The following is a 21,198-nucleotide window of genomic DNA, read 5'->3' as shown; positions in this document are numbered from 1 at the left end:
AATGTGCAAGGCACCTAAGACCCTGCCGCCCCGCAGCAAGGATCAACCGCACAAATTCGCGTGAGGCGGCAGCGCCCGCCCCTCAGAGCGGGTCGATGTCGCCCTGTTCGCGGCCCGCGTGGAAATCGGCCTGCCATTGGGTGAACCGGCCCGCCGCGATGGCCGCGCGCATGCCGGCCATGATGTCTTGGTAATACTGCAGGTTGTGCCATGTCAGCAGCATGGAGGAGATGATCTCTTGGCTGCGGAAAACGTGATGCAGATAGGCGCGCGAATAATTGCGGCAGGCCGGGCAGCTGCAATTCTCGTCCAGAGGGCGCGGATCGTCCTGATGGCGCGCGTTCTTGATATTGAGCACGCCCATCCGGGTAAAGACCTGCCCCGTGCGGCCAGAGCGGGAGGGCAGCACACAGTCCATCATGTCGATGCCCCGCGCCACGGCACCGACGATATCGTCGGGCTTGCCCACGCCCATCAGGTAACGCGGCTTGTCCTCGGGCAGCATGTCGGTCGAGAAATCCAAGGTGGAGAACATCGCCTGCTGCCCCTCCCCCACGGCCAGACCGCCGACGGCATAGCCGTCAAAGCCGATCTCGCGCAGCGCCTCGGCGCTTTCTTGGCGGAAGTCCTCTTCCAACCCACCTTGCTGGATGCCGAACAGCATGTGACCGGGGCGGTCGCCAAAAGCCTCGCGGCTGCGCTTGGCCCAACGCATCGACAGGCGCATGCTTTCGGCAATGCGGTCCCGGTCAGCAGGCAGCGCCGGGCATTCGTCGAAACACATGACGATATCGGAGCCCAAAAGCTCCTGAATCTCCATCGAGCGTTCCGGCGTGATCTCATGTTTGGAGCCGTCGATATGGCTTTTGAAGGTTACGCCGCGTTCGGTCAGTTTGCGCAGGCCAGCGAGGCTCATCACCTGAAAGCCGCCACTGTCGGTCAGGATCGGCTTGTCCCAGTTCATGAACCTATGCAGCCCGCCCAAGGCGGCCACACGCTCTGCCGTGGGGCGCAGCATGAGATGGTAGGTATTGCCCAGCAGAATGTCCGCGCCGGTGGAGGCCACGCTTTCGGGCATCATCGCCTTGACCGTCGCCGCCGTGCCCACCGGCATGAAGGCGGGCGTGCGGATCTCGCCGCGCGGGGTCTGGATCACGCCACTGCGTGCCTTGCCGTCCTGCGCGTGTTTGGTGAATCCGGTGCTGGTCATACGCTGCCCTCTCTGCCTGCGACTGGCGCGATAAACCAGTGGCGGGAAACATGCAATAAAGCGGAAATAGCCGAGATCGCCCGAGAATGGTATCGTTCAAAGGATAACGGGCTTAGAGCGAAATCGCTGCCGCTTGATCACCCCCAATGCATTCCTGCGAACGCCTTGAAGCCAGCAATCCAACTATGCGCGGATCGCTACGCGCAACCTCAACGCGGCCCAAAGCCCGCAAATAGCGTTTCAAAACGCGGTGCAGCCTTGAATTGACCGAACCTCCGCTACATTGCGCTATCCATGCAGCGGCTTGCCTTACTCCCACGCGCTTTCGCGACTGTGTTGCCTCGTTTTCTGGGGGCTTTCGTGCTGGCGTTTGCGCTGCTCTCAGGGGCCGCCACCGGGCAGGCGCAGGAAAAATGGTTTGAAACGACCGAGCTGAACCCCGGCCTGCCGCCCCCGCCCGAGACGCTGGACCGCGGCACACCGATGGCGGCGCTGGAAAGTTTCATCTACCTCACGGACAATGGCCACTATTCGGACGCGGCCCATATCCTAGACCTGTCGGATCTGCCGCAAGGGGATCAGGCGGTTATCGGGGCCGAGCGCGCCTTCCAACTCTCTGTCTTGATGGAGCGCAAGGTCGTCGTGCCATGGCGCAGGCTGGCAGACCGCCCCGATGGCTGGCTCTCAGGCTCGGCCGAGGACAATGACACCGGGCGCGTGCGCCGCTCGCTCTTGATCGACAGGCTGGAACTGGGCGGCCATGACGTGCCGCTGCGGCTCAACCGGATCAAACCCGGAGAGGATGCCGAGCCGGTGTGGGTCTTCTCCCGTCAGAGCATCGACAACATCCCGCATCTGCATGCACAGTATGGGCCGACGGACCTTGAGACGATGCTGCCCGACTGGCTGCGCATCCGCGCCTTTTGGGGCATGTATCTGTGGGAGGTGCTGTTCCTGCCGCTGCTGGTTGGCGTTGCCCTCATGGCCGGCTGGTTCGCCTTCGGCGTCATGCGCCGTCTCGGAGAGGCCGCCAAACGCCGTTGGATGCGCTTTGTGTTTCGCTCTTTCCGCTGGCCCGCCGCCATCGTGCTCTGCGCTGCAATCATCGGCACGGCCACCAGCCGGGTCTTGGTCGTCTCAGGCTTTATTGACGCGGTGCTGAGCCCGATTTTGCTGATCGCCTATGTCACCGCCGCGGCCCTCGCCATCGTCTTTACCTTTGACGAGATCTTTGATCGGATCAGCCCCAACAACGCCTATGAGCTTGCCGATCCGATGAACGCCCATATGCGCTCTATCGCCACGACAATCGCGGCGGCGCGCAAAGGGGTGATTGTGATCGCCGTGCTGGTGGCCTCAGGGGTGATCCTTGTTTCCAGCAATGCAGACAACACCCTTGGCCTGTCGCTGCTGGCCTCTGCGGGTGCGGTGACCATCGTCTTGGGTTTCGCGGCGCGTGAGGTTCTGGGCAATATCCTCGCCTCCATCCAGATCGCGCTGAACCGCTCCGCGCGGATCGGGGATCAACTGATCTTCGAAGGGCATTTCTGCACGGTCGAGCAAATTCACTTTACTTACGTGCAATTGCTCAACTGGAACGGTACCCGGCTGATCGTGCCGGTCAGCTATTTCGTTTCCGACGCCTTTGAAAACTGGTCGATCGAGGATCACGCCATGGTGCGCCCCATCATCCTCACCCTGTCGCAAAACGCCGATGTGGCAGCGCTGCGCCGCGTGTTCTTTGACCTTTTGGCGCGGGAAGACCCCAATGACGTCAAACCGATGGACAAGGCCAAGGTGCATGTGCTCGACCAAGATGCCTTCGGCATCAAGGTGCGCTTCGAGTTGCCCACCGACAATGCCGCGACCTTTTGGGATATCGAATGCCGCGTGCGCGAAGAACTTCTTGCCGCCGCCGCTCGGATGGAGAAAGAGAACGATGTCCGCATGTTGCCCCCCGCCCCTGCGGATATGGGCACGCCGTAGCATCACGCCGCTTGATGCAGCGCTTGCCGCAGGTTAGGCAGGCGGACCAATGACCCAAGGAGCAGGCAATGGAAAAACTGACATTCGGCTGGGAAGAATGGGTTGCCCTGCCCGATCTCGGCCTGCCCGCGATCAAGGCCAAGGTCGACACCGGCGCGCGCACCTCGGCGCTACATGCCCATGACATCGAAGTCTTTGGCCCCGCGTCAAAACCCAAGGTGCGGTTCAACGTGCATCCCATTTCCGGGCGCGAGGATATCTCGATCACCTGTTCCGCCCCGATCATCGACCGGCGCGAGGTGACCTCTTCCAACGGCGAATCCGAGCAACGTTTCGTCATCGCCACCACGCTTGAGGTCGGCGGCCAAAGCTGGCCCATCGACGTGACCCTGACCAACCGGAGCACCATGACCAGCCGCATGTTGCTGGGCCGTCAGGCGCTGACCGAACATATCAACATCTCGGCCACCGAACGGCGGTTGCAGCCTGACCTGAATTACGACGTTTACCACACCGCCAGCCTGCGCCACAAAGCGCCGCAGCGCGCGCTGCGCATCGCGGTGCTGAGCCGGGAAGACAACTATTCCACCCGCCGGCTGGTCGAGGTGGGCGAAGCGCGCGGCCATGTGGTTGAGGTGATCGACACCACGCGTTGCTACATGGCGATCAACCAACTGGCCCCCGAGGTGCATTACGACGGCAAGCGCCTGCCGCGCTATGACGCGGTGATCCCGCGCATCGGCGCGTCGATCACCTCCTACGGCACCGCCGTGATCCGCCAGTTCGAGACCATCGGCACCTTCTGCGTCAACGGCTCTGCCGGGATCACCGCCAGCCGCGACAAGCTGCACGCGCATCAGGTCTTGGCCGCCAAGCGCATTGGCATGCCGACCACGGCTTTCGCCGCCTCGCCCAAAGACACCAGCAACCTGATGGCGCTGGTGGGCACCGCGCCGTTGATCGTAAAGCTGCTGGAATCGACCCAAGGCAAAGGTGTCGTGCTGGCCGAAACCAAGAAGGCCGCCGAGTCGGTGATCGACGCCTTCCGCGGCCTGCGTGCCAACTTCCTCGTGCAGGATTTCGTCAAGGAGGCCGCTGGCGAAGACATCCGCTGTCTCGTGGTGGCGGGCAAGGTCGTGGCCTCCATGAAACGCACTGGCGCCGAAGGGGATTTCCGCTCGAACCTGCACCGGGGCGGCTCGGCCAAGGTGGTGCGCATCTCGAAAGAGGAACGCGACACCGCCGTACGCGCCGCCCGCGCCTTTGGCCTTGGCATCGCCGGGGTCGATCTGCTGCGGTCCGAGAGCGGGCCAAAGGTGCTTGAGGTCAACTCCTCCCCCGGCTTCGAGGGGATCGAGAATGCCACCAAGAAAGATATCGTCGGCAAGGTCTATGATGAGATCGAAGCCCGCGTGAAGCCACAGCCCGCGCGGCGTCGCAAAGGCGGATAACGGGTGCGGCAGCGGCCCCGCCCGGCTCGGGGCCACTTTACGCCCCTGCCCGCAATCCCTATATAAAACGTCGAGAATGATGCGAGGCAAGAGATGACCGAACAGACCCAACCGCTCGAAGGGACACCGCTGATTGCGCCCTCTTCTACAGATCACCCGCTCTACGAGCAGGTCGTTGAGGCTTGCCGCACGGTCTATGACCCTGAGATCCCGGTGAATATCTATGAACTGGGGCTGATCTACACCATCGACATCAACGACGAGAATGAGGTCGACATCAAGATGTCGCTGACCGCGCCCGGCTGCCCCGTGGCCGGTGAGATGCCCGGCTGGGTTGCCGATGCGGTCGAGCCGATCGCCGGGGTCAAGCAGGTCAATGTGGCACTGGTCTGGGAGCCGCCTTGGGGCATGGACATGATGTCGGACGAAGCCCGCCTTGAACTGGGCTTCATGTAAGCGACAGTTTTACAACGCAAAGAACGGACGCCGTCGGTGCAGGGCATCGGCGGCGTTTTCTTTGGCCGCATCCCGCCGAGCGGGACGGCCAAGGATTGTTCATTTGACTGACATGAACCGGTCGTGAAACCGTTACATCGGGCACCCATAGAAGCCCCAGAACTTCATTCACGAACGGATAACATTATGCGAACACTTGTTTCTCTCGCCGCTCTGGCCCTCGCGCCCGGCATGGCGCTGGCCGAGGCCCACGCCACCGCGACCCCGGTCGAATACGGCCCCCGCCCGGCCTATCTGGTGGACAAGCTGCCCGAGGGCGCATTGAAGGACAAGCTGGCCTCCTGCATGGGGCAAGACGCCACCAAAACCGATTTTTCCATCGGCCACCGTGGCGCGCCGCTGATGTTTCCTGAGCATACCGTGCAGTCCAACGTCGCTGCCGCGCGGATGGGCGCGGGCATCTTGGAATGCGACGTGACCTTTACCGCCGATCACGAGCTGGTCTGCCGTCACGCACAGAACGATCTGCACACCACGACGAATATCCTCGTCTCCGATCTGGCCGAGAAATGCACCACCGGCTTCACCGCCGCGTCGGGTGACACGCCCGCCAGCGCCGAATGTCGCACCTCCGACATCACCTTGGCCGAATTCCGCACCCTGACGCCCAAGATGGACAGCGCCGACAAGACCGCCACCACCGCCGAAGACTATCAGGGCGGCGTCGCGACCTGGCGCACCGAGCTTTACAGCGACAAGGCCGATCTGATGACCCATGCGGAATCGATCGAACTGTTCAAATCTCTTGGCGCCAAGTTCACGCCTGAGCTGAAATCCCCCTCCGTCGAGATGCCGCACGAGGGCTTCTCTCAGGCAGACTACGCGCAGAAGCTGGTGGATGAATATGTCGCCGCAGGCATTCCCGCCTCCGACGTTTGGCCGCAGTCCTTCAACCTCGAAGACGTGCTTTACTGGGTTGAGAATACACCGGAATTCGGCAAGCAGGCCGTCTATCTGGTGCAGTGGTCCGACGGTTTCGATGAGCAAAACCCCGAGACGTGGGCCGAAGATTTCGCCGATCTGAAAGCCAAGGGCGTGAACTACCTCGCCCCCTCGCTCAACATGATGCTGACCAATACGGACGGCGCCATTGCCGCATCCGAATACGCCATGGCCGCGAAAGAAGCAGGGCTGACCTTGATTGCATGGACGCTGGAGCGTTCCGGCCCGCTCGGCTCGGGTGGCGGTTGGTACTTCCAGTCGGTCAATGACATCGTGAAAGACGACAGCGACTATCTGGTGGCGCTGGACGTGCTGGCCCAAGACGTTGGCGTGGCCGGTGTCTTCTCTGACTGGCCCGCGACCGTGACTTATTATGCGAACTGCATGGGTCTCTGACCGGTCCTAGCCGTTAGAATGCCATCAGGGCCGCCCCCTTTCGGGCGGCCCTTTTCCCTAGCCGGGCTTGCATGGATTTCGCCTTCCTGCAACATTGCGGGAAACAAGGGGCAAGCCATGGAAACTTGGGCAATTTTTACCGGCGATATCGTGAAATCCTCCGCGATGAGCCGGGCGGAGTTGGACGCCATTTTCGCGCGCCTCGATGACGCCGCCAAGGCGCTGACTGCTTGGCAAGGCCAGCCCGCCCGCATGACCCGCTTTCGCGGAGATGGCTGGCAGATGGCCGTGACCCCCAGCTTCTCCTTCCGCGCAGCCCTCGTCCTACGTGCCGCCGTGCGCCGCTGCGGCAAGACCGCCGACACCCGCTTTGGCATCGGTATCGGCCCCGCGCATTTCACAAGCGACGACCTATCCCGCGCGGACGGAGCGGCACTGGTCAGCTCCGGCCACGCGCTCGACAACATGCCCCGCGCGCGGCGCATGCACGCGCCCGACGCCCCCCTCGCCCTGCGCACGTCCCTGCCCCTTGCCGACCGGATCGCGGGCGGTTGGACCAAGCGCCAAGCCGATGTCGCCTATTACATGCTGGCCCCCGAGCCGCCGGTGCAAGCAGAGCTTGCGCGGCAGTTTGACCTGACACAGCAAAGCGTGCAGGGCCATGTGGAGGCGGCGGGGTTAGATGAGTTGCGGGAGGTCTGCGAGGTTCTGGAAGAGGATGCATCAGCCATATAAGGCTGTTATCATATTTTACAGCCAAATAAGGCTGTTTAAATTCACAACAAAGCACTTGCCCCAGCCCGCCATAGCTTTTCAAATAGTAAGCATTCACACCAAACGGGATTTCCATGACCGAACAGGCCATCGCCACCGCTCTCGCTTGCCTGATCGCTCACCTTCTGGCTGATTTCGTGTTTCAAACCAATGCGATGGTCGCAGCCAAGCGCAAGCCGGGGGTGCTATTCCTGCACGGCGCTATCGTCTTTGGCCTGACGACGCTGGCCCTCGGCGGCAGCCTGATCCCCGCCGCATTGCTGGCCCTCGCCCATATCGCGATCGACGCGGTCAAGACCTACGCCGTGCCAGAGCGGCAGCGCGACCGGCTCTGGCCCTACCTTAGCGACCAGATCGCGCATCTGGTTAGCATCGCGATCTTTGTCTTCTTCCTACCCGATGCTTTTGCCAGCGGCCTCTGGGCCAGCCATAGCAGCACGCTGATCCCACCTGCCCTGTTCATCGCGGGGCTGGTCACTGCAACGCTCGCAGGCGGTCCCGCCGTGGGCGGCTTGATGCTGCCGCACAAGGAACAGGCCCAACCGGATGGGCTGGAGAATGCAGGCCGGATGATCGGCCTGCTGGAACGCGCATTGATCTTTCTGATGGTCATGGTCGGCGAGCCTGCGGGCATCGGATTTCTCATCGCGGCAAAGTCGATCCTGCGTTTCGACACCGTGAAAAAGAACCAGAAGATCAGCGAATATGTGATCATCGGCACGCTTGCCTCTTTCGGCTGGGCGCTCATCGCTGCCTTCGCCACCAAGGCCGCAATCAATTCCTTCTGACGGCTTGAGATCGCCGCGCGGCACCCCTATCTTGGCCGCAGAGGAGATTTGTGATGTTTGGCATTCCCGGCAAGCAAGCCGTTACCATGACCCCCAAAGCCGCTGGCCAGATTGCGAAGTTGATGCAATCGGCGGGCCACGCCGGGCTGCGCATTGGCGTCAAGAAAGGCGGCTGTGCGGGCATGGAATACACCATGGAATACGTCGAAGCGACCGACCCCAATGATGAGGTGGTCGAACAAGACGGAGCGCGGGTGATGATCGCCCCCATGGCGCAGATGTTCCTCTTCGGCACCGAGATCGACTATGAGACAACGCTGCTCGAATCCGGTTTCAAATTCCGCAATCCCAATGTGACCGAAGCCTGCGGGTGCGGCGAATCGATTAAATTCGACGAAAGCCTTGGCGCGAAGTAAGCGCGCCGATCTGCCCCGGCCTTGACGCGAGGCCACGGGCCTGCGAACTGATCTGACAACGTAAACAGATCAGGACGGAACCGATGCGCCCCAAAATCGCCGCCGGCAACTGGAAAATGAACGGCACCGCCGCCGCGCTGACAGAGCTTCACAGCCTTGCCACCGGCCTGCCCGAAAACCCGCCGCAGGTCGTGATCTGCCCGCCCAGCACCCTCCTCTTCCGCGCCACCGACGCCACCCACGGCACCCCGATCAAAATCGGCGCACAGGATTGCCATGCTGAAGAAGCGGGCGCCTACACTGGCGATATCTCCGCCGCGATGGTTGCCGACAGCGGGGCCAGCCATGTGATCCTCGGCCATTCCGAGCGCCGCGATGCCCACCGCGAGACCGATGCCGATGTGCAAGCCAAGGCTGTTGCCGCATGGGGTGCCGGTCTCACCGCCATCATCTGCATCGGCGAAAGCGAGGCGGAGCGGGACGCGGGCCAGACCCTCGATATTATCGGCGCGCAGCTCGACGGGTCACTCCCCGATGCCGTGGAGGCCGGGAACACGGTGATCGCCTATGAGCCGATTTGGGCCATCGGCACCGGCAAAGTCCCCAGCATTGCGCAGATCAAAGAGGTGCATGATTTCATCCGCACCCGCCTGATCGACCGTTTCGGCGCGGAGATCGGCAATGCGCTCCCCCTGCTTTACGGCGGTTCGGTAAAGGCCGCGAATGCGGTCGAAATCTTCGCGGTCGAAAACGTCGATGGCGCGCTGGTCGGCGGGGCCAGCCTCAAGGCCGAGGATTTCGCGCCCATCGTTGCGGCCCTGGCCCGGTCCTAAGCCAATGCGGGGCGGCGGAGGCTCCTGCCGCCCCGCCCTCTTACAGCGGCAGCATCGTCGTCGATTTGATCTCTTCCATCGACAAAAGCGCGGTGACGTTATGCACCTTCACCTCTGAAATCAGCGCCTGATAAAAGACGTCATAGGCCCGCGCGTTCTTGACCCGCACCTTCAGGATATAGTCGATATCCCCCGCCAGACGGTGCGCCTCCTGCACCTCGGGCCGGTCTTTCAACGCCTGCAAAAACGCCGCCTGCCAGGCCGCCTCATGCTCGGACGTGCGGATCAGGACAAAGAAGCAGGCCTCGAACCCGAGCGCTTCGGAATCCAGCACGACGGTCTGCTGGCCAATCACCCCGGCTTCGCGCAGCTTGCGTATCCGATTCCACACCGGCGTTTTTGAAGACCCCACTTCACGGGCGATATCGTCCAGCGATTGGCTCGCATCCCGTTGCAGCTGCGCCAAAATCTTCCGGTCGGTCTCATCAATTCGGACAGTCATTCTCTTCTCTCTCGTCCCGGCAGGACGTTCATACTCAACCTGCGACCAAAGCGAACACATGTTCTTATCTGCGCCAGCATATAGCCAATTATCGGGAATATTTCCTATATAAGAGGTCACGTCAAACAGAATACAGGGCGCATCATGGATCACTTTCCCATCTTCCTCGCCACCCGCGGGCAAAAGATCCTTCTTTCCGGCGGCGGCGAAGCCGCGCTGGCCAAGCTGCGTCTGCTGATGAAAACCCAAGCGGCACTGCATGTCTTCGCCCCCGACCCGGCAGCAGAGATCGTCGACTGGCAGGCGGCAGGAAAGCTCACCCTGCACCGCCGCCCCCTCACCACCGCCGACCTGCCCGGCGCGCGGCTGTTCTACGCAGCGGATGAGGATGACGCGCTGGATGCCGAAAATGCCGCGCTGGCCCATGCGGCGGGCGTGCTGGTCAACATCGTCGACAACCTGCATGACAGCGAATTCATCACCCCCGCCATCGTCGACCGTGATCCCGTGACCGTGGCCATCGGCACCGAAGGCGCGGCCCCGGTGCTGGCCCGCGCGATCAAGGCCGATCTGGAAGAGCGTCTGCCCGTCACCCTCGGCCCGCTGGCGCGCATCGGCAAAGGCTTTCGCAAGCTGGCCGATGCCCTGCCCATGGGCCGCGCGCGCCGTGATTTCTGGCGGGAGTATTATTTCGCCACCGGCCCCCGCGCCATGGCCGAGGGCAAGGACACCGTGCGCCCGGCGCTGAAAACCCTGCTGCACACCCATCTCACCCGCAAAGCCCGCGCAGGCCATGTGGCCTTTGTCGGCGGCGGCCCGGGCGACCCGGAACTGCTGACGCTCAAGGCCCGCCGCGCGTTGGATGAGGCCGATGTGGTGATCTACGACCGTCTGATCAGCCCCGAAATTCTCGAACTCGCCCGCCGCGAGGCGCTGATGATCGATGTTGGCAAAGAGGGTTTCGGCCCCTCCACGGCCCAAGAGCACATCAACGCCCTGCTGGTCGAACACGCGCAAAGCGGCGCGCAGGTGGTGCGGTTGAAATCCGGCGATGCCACGGTCTTTGGCCGTCTCGACGAAGAGATCGACACGGTCGACGCCCATGGCATCGGCTGGCACATCGTGCCCGGCATCACCGCCGCCTCCGCCGCCGTGGCGGGCATCGGGCAAAGCCTGACCAAACGGGGCCGCAATGCCTCGGTCCGCTTCCTCACGGGGCATGACATGAAGGGTTTCGCCGATCACGACTGGGCCGCCCTCGCGCGCCCCAACGAGGTCGCCGCGATCTATATGGGCAAGAAATCCGCCCGTTTCGTCCAAGGCCGCCTGCTGATGCATGGCGCCGACCGCGCCACCCCCGTCACCGTGATCGAAAACGCCTCGCGCGCTGATCAGCGGGTGCTGGCGACCACGCTGAACGATCTGCCGCGCGATCTGGCCAATGCCGAAATGACTGGCCCCGCGCTCACCTTCTACGGCCTCGCCCCACGCGCCGCCGTCCAAGTTGCCACCGAAACCCCGCTAGAGGAGCTGGGCTGACATGCCCAAACCCTTCACCCCCAAGGTCATCACCGCCAATGCGCTACTCGAAGGCGATGTCGTCTATCAAACCGCCACCGGCTGGACCCGCAAACTCAGCGAGGCCGAAGTCCTCACCGATGAGGCCGACGCCGACCTGCGCCTGATCGACGCGCTGAGCCAACAAGACTTGGTCGTCGGCGTCTACCTCGCCGATGTGGCCCCCGACGCGGGCGTCCCCCGCCCCACCCATTTCCGCGAAGAGTTCCGCGCCACCGGCCCCTCGAACTACGCCCACGGCAAACAGGAGACCGTCTGATGTACAGCTACACCGAATTCGACGACAAATTCCTCGCCGAGCGCAACGCCCAGTTCCGCGCCCAGGTCGAGCGCCGCATCGACGGCTCGCTCACCGAGGATGAGTTCAAACCCCTGCGCCTGATGAACGGGCTCTACCTGCAATTGCACGCCTATATGCTGCGGGTGGCAATCCCCTATGGCACGCTCAACAGCGCCCAGATGGATCAACTCGCCTATATCGCCGAGCGGTGGGACAAGGGCTACGGCCATTTCACCACGCGCCAGAACATCCAGTACAACTGGCCCGAACTTCGCGATGTGCCCGATATGCTCGACGCGCTGGCCGAGGTGAAGCTGCATGCGATCCAGACCTCCGGCAACACCATCCGCAACGTGACGGCGGACCATTTCGCTGGCGCCGCCGCCGATGAGGTCGCCGATCCCCGCCCCGTGGCCGAGCTGATCCGCCAGTGGTCCACCGACCATCCCGAGTTCCAGTTCCTGCCGCGCAAGTTCAAGGTCGCCGTCACCGGCGCCGCCGCTGACCGTGCGGTGATCAAGGCCCATGACATCGGCCTGCGCATCGTCGAACGCGATGGCGAGCAGGGGTTCGAAGTCATCGTCGGTGGTGGCCTCGGCCGCACCCCGATGATCGGCAAGGTGCTCTATGATTTCGTGAAGTATGAGGATCTGCTGCCCACGCTCGAAGCCATCGTCAGCGTCTACAACGTGCTCGGCCGCCGCGACAACAAGTATAAGGCGCGCATCAAGATCACCGTCCACGAGAACGGTATCGAAGACATCCGCGCCCGGGTCGATGCGCAATATGCGCTGATCCGCGACCAGTTCACCGGCGTCGACCAGCAAATGCTGTCGCGTATCGAAGCCGATTTCGCAGCGCCCGCGTTCAAGACAGCCTCCCTCGGGGCCTACGAATCCGCCTATACCAACGATCCGGTTTTCCGCGCATGGGCGGATACCAACCTCGCCGCGCACCGCGCGCCGGGCTATGCCATCGTCTCGATCAGCCTCAAGGCCCATGGTGCAACGCCGGGCGACGCCACCGCCGGCCAGATGCTCGTGATGGCCGACCTCGCCCGCCGCTTTGGCCATGACGAGCTGCGCATCAGCCACGAACAGAACGTGATCCTCCCCCATGTGCACCGCAGCGACCTGCCCGAACTGCACGCCGCGCTGAAAGAGGCGAAACTCGCCACCGCCAACATCGGCTTGATCTCGGACATCATCGCCTGCCCCGGCATGGATTACTGCGCACTGGCCACCGCGCGTTCCATCCCCATCGCGCAGGAGATCGCGACCCGTTTCGACGAGTTGAAGCTCGAACATGACGTGGGCCCGCTCAAGATCAAGATCTCGGGCTGCATCAACGCCTGCGGCCACCACCACGTGGGCCATATCGGCATCCTCGGCCTCGACCGCGCGGGTGTAGAGAACTACCAGATCACGCTCGGCGGCGATGGCACCGAGGATGCGAGCCTTGGCACCCGCACCGGCCCCGGCTTCTCGGCAGAGGAGATCATCCCCGCCATCGAACGCCTCGTGCGGGGCTATCTCGACCTGCGCAACGATCCCGGCGAGACCTTTCTGCAAGCCTACCGCCGCCTCGGCCTCGCGCCGTTCAAGGCGGTGCTCTACCCAGACACGGCCAATAAGGACCGGGCCAATGCCGCTTGACACCCCTGAACTTCATCCTTTCTCAAATACCGATGCGCCGCCCCCCGAGGGGCTGCGCGCGGTCGAGGAAAAGGTGGCACGGCTCAACGCCGAGTTGCGCCACCACGGGGCGACGGATGTGATCCGCCGCGCCGATGCTGAGATCGAGAACCTCACCCTCGTCTCCAGCTTTGGCGCGGAATCGGTGGCGCTCTTGCACCTCGTATCCATGGTATCGCGCGATATCCCGGTGCTCTTTATCGACACCGAGATGCTCTTTGCCGAAACCCTCGTCTACCAGCAGGAACTGAGCGAACGCCTCGGCCTGCGCAATGTCACCACCCTGCGCAGCGAAGAGATCGCAGCACAGGATCCCGGTGGCACGCTGCATCAATATGACACCGACGCCTGCTGCGCCCTGCGCAAGACCCGGCCCCTGCAAAACGCGCTGGCGGGCTATGACGGCTGGATCACCGGGCGCAAACGTTTTCAATCGGGCAGCCGCGCGGCCTTGGAGTTTTTCGAGGTCGAAGTCCCCGAAGACGGTGCCGCGCCGCGCATCAAGGTGAACCCGTTGGCCTATTGGGCCAATTCCGATGTGAGCGATTACATCACCGAAAACCGCCTGCCCCGGCATCCGCTGGTGGCCAAGGGCTACCCTTCGATCGGCTGCGCGCCCTGCACCTCGCCCGTGGCCCCGGGCGAAGACCCGCGCGCCGGACGCTGGCGCGATCAGAACAAAGAAGAATGCGGCATCCATTTTGTGAACGGCAAAGTGGTCCGAACAGGAGACAAATCATGAGCGTACTCGTCACCGACACAGGCTTCACCGCCGACGACTGGACCCAGGGCTATTGCGAGGAGGGCGCCGCGAACGATTGCCGCGCCGTCGATCTGGCCTCTGACGCCGATGCCCATGCCCTCACGCTGACCCCGGCGCTTGAGATGATCCGCGTCGACTTCCCCTCTTTCGCGGATGGGCGCGGCTTTACCATCGCCCGTGTCCTGCGCCTGCGCGGCTACAAGGGCCGCCTGCGCGCCCGCGGGCATGTGCTGGCCGATCAATACGCCATGGCCCGCCGCGCCGGGTTCGATGAGGTCGAGATCGACGAAGACCTGGCCGCCCGCCAGCCTGAGGACCAGTGGCGCGCCCGCGCCGATTGGCAGGCGCATGACTATCAGTCCCGCCTGCGCGGTGCCGCATCCGGACCGGCGACCGCGGCCAAATAGGCCGTTTCATTGCCCTCCCCCCTTCCTTGCCATAAGTAGAGGCCGCAACCCGATTTGCGGAAACCATGATGACCGAGCAGAGCACAGTGAACCAAACCGCCGCCAAGCCCGTCCCGACATTGCCCGACGCCCAGACCGTGACCTCGGTCACGCACTGGACCGATCAGCTGTTCTCGTTCCGGGTGACCCGGCCTGCAAGCCTGCGGTTCCGCTCGGGCGAATTCGTGATGATCGGCCTGATGGGCGACCCGCATCCCGAGACGGGCAAGCAAAAACCGCTCTTGCGCGCCTATTCCATCGCCTCCCCCGCATGGGACGATGAGTTGGAGTTCTACTCGATCAAAGTGCAAGACGGCCCGCTGACCTCCAAATTGCAGCACATCCAGCCCGGCGATCAGATCATCCTGCGGCCCAAACCCGTGGGCACGCTGGTGCATGACGCGCTGCTGCCCGGCGACCGGCTGTGGATGTTCGCCACCGGCACAGGCTTTGCCCCCTTCGCAAGCCTGCTGCGCGAGCCTGAGACCTATGAGAAATTCGACGAGGTCATCGTCACCCACACCTGCCGCGACGTGGCGGAGCTTGAGTATGGCCGCCAGTTGATCGAAGGGCTGAAGGCCGACGAGCTGATGCAGGAACTCATTGGCCCGGAAAACCTCGCCAAGATTCGCTATTACCCGACCACCACCCGCGAAGAGAGCCCCAAGATGGGCCGGATCACCAACCTTTTGCAGAATGGCACCGTGTTCGCGGATTTGGACGTGCCCCAGATCAATGCCGCCCATGACCGCGCCATGGTCTGCGGCAGCCTTGGGTTCAATAAGGATATTATGGAGATTCTCGAAGGCTTTGGCCTGACCGAGGGCGCCAATTCCGACCCCCAGCATTTCGTCGTCGAAAAGGCATTCGTCGGCTAAGCCGAATTAAGCCTTACGAAAGGTCGCAGCGTTACAACAGGGGCGTCGGCACAGCATTGCCGACGCTTTGGCAGAACCCTGCGCATCCCGAAAACGCCCCCTTCCGCTGCAATGCGGCAGGGCTTAGCTGACGCCTTGCGAGCGCGGGGGACTGCCGCGCAAAACGCAACCACAGGCGAAAGGCATATCAATGGCGAGCAATGGGACCCCGACCCCTAAGAAAGTCTCCGATCTGGCAACTGAAAAGGCCGACCTGTCCAGCACGGCGCTGATCGGCATCTTCGGCAGCGACAGCACGCCCGGCGCGCTGATCCGCGAAGGTGGCGGCAAAATCTCTCGTGTCGAAGTGGGCGATCAGGTCGCCGGCGGCATCGTCTCTGCCATCGGGCAAGGGACGCTGGTGCTTTCCAGCCGTCGCGGCAATCAGGTGCTGCGCCTGCCACAGGGCTGAAACCTTGAAGGAGGCGCGGCGCGCGCCTCTTGACCTGCCGCGCGGGGCAGTGCACATCCCGCGCATGAGCAAGACAGCATTGATCACCGGCGCGTCGCGCGGCCTTGGGGCTGCATTGGCAGAAGCCTTGGCCCCCACCCATCACATCATCGCGGTCGGTCGCACGACCGGCGCATTGGAAGAGTTGGACGACCGTATCCAGGCCAAGGGCGGCAGCGCCACCTTGGCACCGATGGACATCACCAACGCCGATGCCATGGCCGTGCTCTGCCGGGGCATCCATGACCGTTGGGGCGGGCTCGACCTGTGGCTGCATTGCGCCGTTCACGCGGCCCCGCTGACGCCGACCGATCACATCGACGCCAAGGATATGGAGAAATCCATCGCCGGAAACGTCACCGCCACCGCGCGGCTGATCACCTTTGTCTCGCCGCTCTTGGGGGCGGAGGGCACGGCGGTCTTCTTTGACGATCCGCGCGCGGGCACGAAATTCTTCGGCAGCTACGGGGCGACCAAGGCCGCGCAGATCGCGCTGGCAACCTCTTGGCAGGTCGAGACCGCGCAGATCGGCCCCCGCGTCCATATCCTCACGCCCGAGCCGATGCCCACCGCCACCCGCGCCCGCTTCTTCCCCGGCGAAGACCGCGCGGCGCTGAGCGACACCGCCACGCAGGCCGCTGCGGTATTGGCGCAACTGTCGGAAAACTCCGCCTCCTGAACCGCGCGGCACCGGCGCGCTGCGCTTGCCGCCGGTCCGCCCCTCGCCTATCAAGGCAAAAAGGGGCCATTCATGCGTATTTTGATTACAAACGATGACGGCATCAACGCACCCGGTCTGGCCGTGCTGCGCGCCATCGCCGAGGAACTCGCCGGGCCCGGGGGCGAGGTCTGGACCGTGGCACCGGCGTTCGAGCAATCCGGGGTGGGACATTGCATCAGCTACACCAAGCCGATGATGATCACGCAATTGGACGACCGCGTCTTCGCCACCGAAGGCTCTCCCGCCGATTGCGTCCTTGCCGCGATCCACGACACGATGACCGCCGCCCCTCCCGATCTGGTGCTCTCCGGCGTGAACCGGGGCAATAACGCGGCCGAAAACGCGCTCTATTCCGGCACGCTCGGCGGTGCGATCGAGGCGGCGTTGCAAGGTTTGCCCGCCATCGCCCTGTCGCAATACTATGGCCCCGCCAACCGCGATCTGGCCGATCCTTTCGAGGCCGCTGCCAAACACGGGGCAGAGACCTGCCGCCGCATTCTGGACCACAGCCCCAAGGAAGACGCGGCCTACGGGCTCTTCTATAACGTGAACTTCCCCCCGGTGGCCGCCGCCGATGTGCGCGGCACCCGGCTGGCCCCGCAGGGCCGCCGCCCCGGCACCGGGTTTTCGACCGAGGCGCATCTGTCGCCCTCGGGCCGCCGCTTTTTGTGGATCAAGGGCGGCGATCAACGCGTACAAACGGCACCGGGCAGCGATGCCTGCGTCAACCTTGATGGCTATGTCTCAGTCACCCCGATGCGCTGCGACCTGACGGATCACGCGGCCCTCGAAACGCTGGCGGGCATCAACGGATGAATGAGCCCCCCATCTCTGAAGCGGAACGCAAGATGCAGTTCCTCTACGCGCTGCGCTCGAAGGGCGTGACCGATGCGCGCGTGCTGACAGCGATGGAAGCGATCGACCGCGGCCCCTTCATCCGCGGCCTCTTTGCCAGCCGCGCCTATGAGGACATGCCCCTGCCCATCGCCTGCGGCCAGACCATCAGCCAGCCTTCTGTGGTGGGATTGATGAGCCAAGCCTTGCAGGTGTCCTCGCGCGATAAGGTGCTCGAAATCGGCACCGGATCGGGCTATCAGGCGGCGATCCTCAGCAAGCTCGCCCGGCGGGTCTATACGATCGACCGGCACCGCCGTCTGGTGCAAGAGGCGCGCGGCGTCTTCGAGGCGATGGACCTGAGCAACATTACCGCGATCACCGCCGATGGCAGCTTTGGCCTTGCCGAACAGGCGCCCTTTGACCGGATCATCGTGACCGCCGCCGCCGAAGACCCCCCCGGCCCCCTGCTTGCGCAGCTAAAGGAGGGCGGCATCATGGTACTGCCCGTTGGCCAATCCGACACGGTGCAACACCTCATCCGCGTGCGAAAGACCGCTGATGGGCTGGAATACGACGAATTGCGGGCCGTGCGCTTTGTCCCCCTGCTGGAAGGCTTGGGCAAGGACGGCTAATAGGTTACAGAGACACGGACAACGCCCCATACCGTCTGGGGGCGAAGATGAGGACTTGCAGATGCGCCAAACACGCTTGCGCCGCCCCATGCGGCTGACCCTAATGGCCGGGACCAGTGCGATACTGCTGGCAGGTTGCGAAAATCAGCCCCTGGATTACGATATGCGCAGCACCTTTGGCGATGGGTTCTCCACCGCCGAAGCCGCGCGCGGGCCTTTGGCGGACCGGCCCAAACCCGACGCCCGGGGCGTGATCTCCTATCCCAATTATCAAGTCGTCGTTGCCCGCCGGGGCGATACGCTGAAAGACGTGGCCGCTCGCGTGGGCGCCGACAGCGGCGAATTGGCCCGCTACAACGGGATCGAACAGGGCGTCCCGCTCCGCCAGGGCGAGATCATCGCCCTGCCCCGCCGTGTCTCTGAGCCTGCGCCGGGCACCAATGGCGCCGTGGACATCACCACCCTTGCCGGCGGCGCCATCGACCGCGCCCCCGCGACCCCCAGCGTGCAAACCCAGAGCCTGCCGCCCGCGGGCACCACAAGCACCCCCGCGCCACAGCCCGCAGCCCCGCAGGCGAAAGAGCCCGTGCGCCACCGGGTCGAGCGGGGGGAGACGGCCTATACCGTGGCGCGTCTTTACAACGTGCCGGTCAAAGCACTGGCCGAATGGAACGGCCTCGGCCCCGATTTCGCGATCCGCGAGGGGCAATTCCTGCTGATCCCGGTCGAGAAACAAGCGCCGCCGCGTCAGGCGACAAATACCGCCTCAAGCGCCGCCGCCTCGCGCCCCGTGCAGCCGGTCACCAGCGCGCCCGGCGCGGGCACCCCCACGCCGACGCCACCCTCTGCCGCCAAACCGCTGCCGCAGGATGAGACCGCACAGCCCCTGCCGCCCAAGGTCGAGCCGAAAGAGCCTGTGGCCGATGTGGGCAAGCCCACCGCCCCGGCAAAGGCCACCAAGATGACACCCCCGGTCCAAGGCTCCATCATCCGGGCCTATTCCAAGGGCAAGAACGAGGGGATCAACATCAAGGGCAGCCCCGGCGGGCCCGTGAAAGCCGCCGACGCGGGCACCGTCGCCGCGATCACCAAAAGTGCGGAGGGCATCCCGATCGTCGTGGTGCGCCATGCCAACAACCTGCTTACGGTCTATGCGAATGTCGACGGCGTGAACGTCGCCAAGGGCGACAGTGTCAGCCGGGGCCAGCAGATCGCCAAACTACGCGGCGGGTCGGAATCGCATGTGCATTTCGAAGTGCGCAAAGGCTTTGAGAGCGTCGATCCGACGCCCTATATTCAGTAACCAAACGACAAAGGGCCCGCAGAAATTGCGGGCCCTTTCACTCACACCGTCCGGCGCTCAACCGCCCGAAACGGGAACGCCTTTCCGGCCAGCCAGATCCACGAAATACTGCCATGCCACCCGGCCCGACCGCGCGCCGCGTGTGGCCTGCCACTCAACGGCTTCGGCGCGCAATGTGTCGTCGTCGATCTCTACGCCGAAGGCATCGCAATAGCCGCGGATCATCGCCAGATATTGGTCCTGATCGCAGGGGTGGAACCCCAGCCACAGCCCGAAGCGGTCAGAGAGAGAGACCTTTTCCTCGACCGCTTCCGAAGGGTTGATTGCACTGCCGCGCTCGTTCTCGATCATGTCACGCGGCATCAGGTGGCGGCGGTTCGATGTGGCATAGAGCACGACATTCTCGGGCCGCCCTTCGATGCCCCCATCCAACACGGCCTTCAGCGATTTGTAATGCGCGTCGTCATGGCCAAAGCTGAGGTCGTCGCAAAACAGGATGAAGCGCTGCGAAGCGCCACGCAGGAGGGACAAAAGCCGCCCGACCGAAGGCAGGTCTTCGCGCTGCAGTTCAACGATGCGCAACGCTTCATGTGATGCTTGAACATCCGCGTGTATCGCTTTGACAAGGCTGGATTTCCCCATGCCCCGCGCCCCCCAGAGCAGCGCGTTGTTCGCCGGCAGCCCCGCCGCGAATTGGCGGGTGTTGGCCAACAGCGTATCCCGCGCCCGATCCACGCCCACCAGAAGCGGCAGGTCGATCCGGGCGACCTGCGGCACCGGCACCAGACGGTCGGGGTCGGTGTGCCAGACGAAGGCCGTGGCCGCATCGAAGTCCGGGGCGGCGAGCGGCGCGGGAGACATACGTTCCAGCGCCGCCGCGATACGGTCCATCGGATCATTGATCACAGCAGGTCTTCCTCGTCTTCGTCGTCAAAGTAGCCCTCTTCGCGCAGCTTTTCGTTGCGCTTCGTCTCGACCCGGCGCACGAGGAAAATCGAGATTTCGTAGAGGCCATAGACCACCACGAAAAGGATCACCTGCGTGATCACATCCGGCGGGGTGACCAGCGCGGCCAGCACAAGGATCGCCACCACGGCGTATTTGCGCACATTGGCCAGCCCTTCGGAACTCACCAGCCCCGCCTTGCCCATCAGCGTCAGCAAAACCGGCAATTGGAAACACAGGCCAAAGGCCACGATGAATTTGATCGTGAGCGAGAGATACTCCTGCGCCGAGCCTTGGAAGGCGATGGCGGCGATGCCGTTTTCGCCATCCGGCCCACCGACCAACGTGCCGGCCTGCTGGAAGCCAAGGAAGAAGTCGAAGGCCAGCGGCGTGACGACATAAAAGGCAAAAGCCGCGCCAAGGAAGAACATCACCGGCGAGGAGATCAGAAAGGGCAGAAACGCCCCCTTCTCGTTCTTGTAAAGCCCCGGCGCCACGAAGCGCCACAGCTGGTAGCTGATGAAGGGAAAGCCCAGCACCAGACCGCCCAGAAGCGAGATCGAGATCGCGACGAAGAAACCCTCCTGCAGCTTGATCAGAATCAGCCCGCAATCCTCTTGGCCCCGTTCGGCCATGGCCGAGCAAAGCGGTTCGGTCAGGAAGTTAAAGATCGGGTTCCAGACGGTAAAGCAGATCACCATCCCGATGATGAAGGCGATGACCGAATGGATGAGCCGCGTGCGCAGCTCGGCCAGATGCTCGATCAACGGGGCGGAACTGTCGTCGATCTCGTCATAATCGTCGGTGGCGCTCATTC

The 21,198-nt window shown here is 63.6% G+C and carries 23 protein-coding genes; 19 read left to right on the top strand and 4 right to left on the bottom strand.

Annotation, left to right across the window (positions count from 1 at the left end):
• Positions 1–82 precede the first annotated feature (82 nt).
• Positions 83–1,210: a tRNA guanosine(34) transglycosylase Tgt gene (gene tgt / locus ACGYLC_RS11305; protein WP_394410427.1), complete on the bottom strand. Its 1,128-nt coding sequence runs from the start codon at positions 1,208–1,210 to the stop codon at positions 83–85.
• A 360-nt stretch (positions 1,211–1,570) separates the two neighbouring features.
• Here tgt and ACGYLC_RS11300 point away from each other — a divergent pair, with 360 nt between their 5' ends.
• The 8 genes from ACGYLC_RS11300 to tpiA all read left to right on the top strand — a co-directional run bounded on the left by ACGYLC_RS11300 (position 1,571) and on the right by tpiA (position 9,312).
• Positions 1,571–3,196, top strand: a complete 1,626-nt coding sequence (locus tag ACGYLC_RS11300) for a mechanosensitive ion channel family protein (RefSeq protein WP_394423019.1) — start codon at positions 1,571–1,573, stop codon at positions 3,194–3,196.
• A gap of 68 nt (positions 3,197–3,264) precedes the next feature.
• Positions 3,265–4,647 (top strand): 30S ribosomal protein S6--L-glutamate ligase, encoded by a 1,383-nt coding sequence (gene rimK, locus ACGYLC_RS11295; protein ID WP_394423018.1) that lies wholly within the window; start codon positions 3,265–3,267, stop codon positions 4,645–4,647.
• Between the two features lie 93 nt (positions 4,648–4,740).
• Positions 4,741–5,103, top strand: coding sequence for an SUF system Fe-S cluster assembly protein (locus tag ACGYLC_RS11290; RefSeq protein WP_209218051.1), 363 nt, complete (start codon positions 4,741–4,743; stop codon positions 5,101–5,103).
• Between the two features lie 186 nt (positions 5,104–5,289).
• Complete coding sequence (locus ACGYLC_RS11285; RefSeq protein ID WP_394423017.1) at positions 5,290–6,501, top strand: glycerophosphodiester phosphodiesterase family protein; 1,212 nt, start codon at positions 5,290–5,292, stop codon at positions 6,499–6,501.
• 117 nt (positions 6,502–6,618) lie between these two features.
• Positions 6,619–7,236 (top strand): hypothetical protein, encoded by a 618-nt coding sequence (locus ACGYLC_RS11280; RefSeq protein WP_394423016.1) that lies wholly within the window; start codon positions 6,619–6,621, stop codon positions 7,234–7,236.
• A 113-nt stretch (positions 7,237–7,349) separates the two neighbouring features.
• Positions 7,350–8,063: a DUF3307 domain-containing protein gene (locus ACGYLC_RS11275; RefSeq protein ID WP_394423015.1), complete on the top strand. Its 714-nt coding sequence runs from the start codon at positions 7,350–7,352 to the stop codon at positions 8,061–8,063.
• 53 nt (positions 8,064–8,116) lie between these two features.
• On the top strand, positions 8,117–8,479 hold the full coding sequence (locus ACGYLC_RS11270) for an iron-sulfur cluster assembly accessory protein (RefSeq protein WP_067265014.1): 363 nt from the start codon (positions 8,117–8,119) through the stop codon (positions 8,477–8,479).
• A gap of 83 nt (positions 8,480–8,562) precedes the next feature.
• Complete coding sequence (gene tpiA, locus ACGYLC_RS11265; protein WP_394423014.1) at positions 8,563–9,312, top strand: triose-phosphate isomerase; 750 nt, start codon at positions 8,563–8,565, stop codon at positions 9,310–9,312.
• Positions 9,313–9,352: 40 nt separating this feature from the next.
• On the opposite strand, the gene ACGYLC_RS11260 is transcribed toward tpiA, so the two are convergent.
• Complete coding sequence (locus tag ACGYLC_RS11260; protein ID WP_067265010.1) at positions 9,353–9,814, bottom strand: Lrp/AsnC family transcriptional regulator; 462 nt, start codon at positions 9,812–9,814, stop codon at positions 9,353–9,355.
• Between the two features lie 144 nt (positions 9,815–9,958).
• Here ACGYLC_RS11260 and cysG point away from each other — a divergent pair, with 144 nt between their 5' ends.
• The 11 genes from cysG to ACGYLC_RS11205 all read left to right on the top strand — a co-directional run bounded on the left by cysG (position 9,959) and on the right by ACGYLC_RS11205 (position 19,436).
• Positions 9,959–11,353 (top strand): siroheme synthase CysG, encoded by a 1,395-nt coding sequence (gene cysG, locus ACGYLC_RS11255; protein WP_394423013.1) that lies wholly within the window; start codon positions 9,959–9,961, stop codon positions 11,351–11,353.
• Between the two features lies 1 nt (position 11,354).
• Entirely contained in the window at positions 11,355–11,651 is a 297-nt protein-coding gene (locus ACGYLC_RS11250; protein WP_394423012.1) for a DUF2849 domain-containing protein, read from the top strand.
• Entirely contained in the window at positions 11,651–13,327 is a 1,677-nt protein-coding gene (locus ACGYLC_RS11245) for a nitrite/sulfite reductase (RefSeq protein WP_394423011.1), read from the top strand. Before ACGYLC_RS11250 ends, ACGYLC_RS11245 begins: the two co-directional genes overlap by 1 nt.
• Complete coding sequence (locus ACGYLC_RS11240) at positions 13,317–14,108, top strand: phosphoadenylyl-sulfate reductase (protein ID WP_394423010.1); 792 nt, start codon at positions 13,317–13,319, stop codon at positions 14,106–14,108. Before ACGYLC_RS11245 ends, ACGYLC_RS11240 begins: the two co-directional genes overlap by 11 nt.
• Entirely contained in the window at positions 14,105–14,536 is a 432-nt protein-coding gene (locus tag ACGYLC_RS11235) for a DUF934 domain-containing protein (RefSeq protein ID WP_394403439.1), read from the top strand. Before ACGYLC_RS11240 ends, ACGYLC_RS11235 begins: the two co-directional genes overlap by 4 nt.
• 68 nt (positions 14,537–14,604) lie before the next feature.
• Positions 14,605–15,453, top strand: a complete 849-nt coding sequence (locus ACGYLC_RS11230; RefSeq protein ID WP_394403438.1) for a ferredoxin--NADP reductase — start codon at positions 14,605–14,607, stop codon at positions 15,451–15,453.
• Between the two features lie 190 nt (positions 15,454–15,643).
• Positions 15,644–15,904: a pilus assembly protein PilZ gene (locus ACGYLC_RS11225; protein WP_394403437.1), complete on the top strand. Its 261-nt coding sequence runs from the start codon at positions 15,644–15,646 to the stop codon at positions 15,902–15,904.
• Between the two features lie 64 nt (positions 15,905–15,968).
• Positions 15,969–16,622: an SDR family NAD(P)-dependent oxidoreductase gene (locus tag ACGYLC_RS11220; protein WP_394403436.1), complete on the top strand. Its 654-nt coding sequence runs from the start codon at positions 15,969–15,971 to the stop codon at positions 16,620–16,622.
• A gap of 72 nt (positions 16,623–16,694) precedes the next feature.
• Entirely contained in the window at positions 16,695–17,480 is a 786-nt protein-coding gene (gene surE, locus ACGYLC_RS11215; RefSeq protein ID WP_394423009.1) for a 5'/3'-nucleotidase SurE, read from the top strand.
• Positions 17,477–18,133: a protein-L-isoaspartate(D-aspartate) O-methyltransferase gene (locus tag ACGYLC_RS11210; protein ID WP_394403434.1), complete on the top strand. Its 657-nt coding sequence runs from the start codon at positions 17,477–17,479 to the stop codon at positions 18,131–18,133. Before surE ends, ACGYLC_RS11210 begins: the two co-directional genes overlap by 4 nt.
• A gap of 61 nt (positions 18,134–18,194) precedes the next feature.
• Entirely contained in the window at positions 18,195–19,436 is a 1,242-nt protein-coding gene (locus ACGYLC_RS11205) for a peptidoglycan DD-metalloendopeptidase family protein (RefSeq protein WP_394423008.1), read from the top strand.
• A 57-nt stretch (positions 19,437–19,493) separates the two neighbouring features.
• Here the strand turns inward: ACGYLC_RS11205 and ACGYLC_RS11200 are convergent, their stop codons facing one another.
• Together ACGYLC_RS11200 and tatC are read right to left on the bottom strand one after the other, a co-directional pair.
• On the bottom strand, positions 19,494–20,342 hold the full coding sequence (locus ACGYLC_RS11200) for an ATP-binding protein (protein WP_394403432.1): 849 nt from the start codon (positions 20,340–20,342) through the stop codon (positions 19,494–19,496).
• Positions 20,339–21,196, bottom strand: coding sequence for a twin-arginine translocase subunit TatC (tatC, locus tag ACGYLC_RS11195; protein WP_067267932.1), 858 nt, complete (start codon positions 21,194–21,196; stop codon positions 20,339–20,341). Before tatC ends, ACGYLC_RS11200 begins: the two co-directional genes overlap by 4 nt.
• Positions 21,197–21,198: the final 2 nt, after the last annotated feature.

Origin of the sequence: Sulfitobacter sp. 1A12157 (genome assembly GCF_043557345.1) — a bacterium.
Taxonomy (GTDB): domain Bacteria; phylum Pseudomonadota; class Alphaproteobacteria; order Rhodobacterales; family Rhodobacteraceae; genus Sulfitobacter.
This window is presented reverse-complemented; position numbering and strand designations above follow the sequence as displayed.

Excerpts from the sequence above, each read along its gene's own strand:
- tgt (WP_394410427.1), bottom strand. The coding sequence starts at position 1,210 with ATGACCAGCACCGGATTCACCAAACACGCGCAGGACGGCAAGGCACGC.
- rimK (WP_394423018.1), top strand. The coding sequence starts at position 3,265 with ATGGAAAAACTGACATTCGGCTGGGAAGAATGGGTTGCCCTGCCCGAT.
- ACGYLC_RS11290 (WP_209218051.1), top strand. The coding sequence starts at position 4,741 with ATGACCGAACAGACCCAACCGCTCGAAGGGACACCGCTGATTGCGCCC.
- ACGYLC_RS11285 (WP_394423017.1), top strand. The coding sequence starts at position 5,290 with ATGCGAACACTTGTTTCTCTCGCCGCTCTGGCCCTCGCGCCCGGCATG.
- ACGYLC_RS11280 (WP_394423016.1), top strand. The coding sequence starts at position 6,619 with ATGGAAACTTGGGCAATTTTTACCGGCGATATCGTGAAATCCTCCGCG.
- ACGYLC_RS11275 (WP_394423015.1), top strand. The coding sequence starts at position 7,350 with ATGACCGAACAGGCCATCGCCACCGCTCTCGCTTGCCTGATCGCTCAC.
- ACGYLC_RS11270 (WP_067265014.1), top strand. The coding sequence starts at position 8,117 with ATGTTTGGCATTCCCGGCAAGCAAGCCGTTACCATGACCCCCAAAGCC.
- tpiA (WP_394423014.1), top strand. The coding sequence starts at position 8,563 with ATGCGCCCCAAAATCGCCGCCGGCAACTGGAAAATGAACGGCACCGCC.
- ACGYLC_RS11260 (WP_067265010.1), bottom strand. The coding sequence starts at position 9,814 with ATGACTGTCCGAATTGATGAGACCGACCGGAAGATTTTGGCGCAGCTG.
- cysG (WP_394423013.1), top strand. The coding sequence starts at position 9,959 with ATGGATCACTTTCCCATCTTCCTCGCCACCCGCGGGCAAAAGATCCTT.
- ACGYLC_RS11250 (WP_394423012.1), top strand. The coding sequence starts at position 11,355 with ATGCCCAAACCCTTCACCCCCAAGGTCATCACCGCCAATGCGCTACTC.
- ACGYLC_RS11245 (WP_394423011.1), top strand. The coding sequence starts at position 11,651 with ATGTACAGCTACACCGAATTCGACGACAAATTCCTCGCCGAGCGCAAC.
- ACGYLC_RS11240 (WP_394423010.1), top strand. The coding sequence starts at position 13,317 with ATGCCGCTTGACACCCCTGAACTTCATCCTTTCTCAAATACCGATGCG.
- ACGYLC_RS11235 (WP_394403439.1), top strand. The coding sequence starts at position 14,105 with ATGAGCGTACTCGTCACCGACACAGGCTTCACCGCCGACGACTGGACC.
- ACGYLC_RS11230 (WP_394403438.1), top strand. The coding sequence starts at position 14,605 with ATGACCGAGCAGAGCACAGTGAACCAAACCGCCGCCAAGCCCGTCCCG.
- ACGYLC_RS11225 (WP_394403437.1), top strand. The coding sequence starts at position 15,644 with ATGGCGAGCAATGGGACCCCGACCCCTAAGAAAGTCTCCGATCTGGCA.
- ACGYLC_RS11220 (WP_394403436.1), top strand. The coding sequence starts at position 15,969 with ATGAGCAAGACAGCATTGATCACCGGCGCGTCGCGCGGCCTTGGGGCT.
- surE (WP_394423009.1), top strand. The coding sequence starts at position 16,695 with ATGCGTATTTTGATTACAAACGATGACGGCATCAACGCACCCGGTCTG.
- ACGYLC_RS11210 (WP_394403434.1), top strand. The coding sequence starts at position 17,477 with ATGAATGAGCCCCCCATCTCTGAAGCGGAACGCAAGATGCAGTTCCTC.
- ACGYLC_RS11205 (WP_394423008.1), top strand. The coding sequence starts at position 18,195 with ATGCGCCAAACACGCTTGCGCCGCCCCATGCGGCTGACCCTAATGGCC.
- tatC (WP_067267932.1), bottom strand. The coding sequence starts at position 21,196 with ATGAGCGCCACCGACGATTATGACGAGATCGACGACAGTTCCGCCCCG.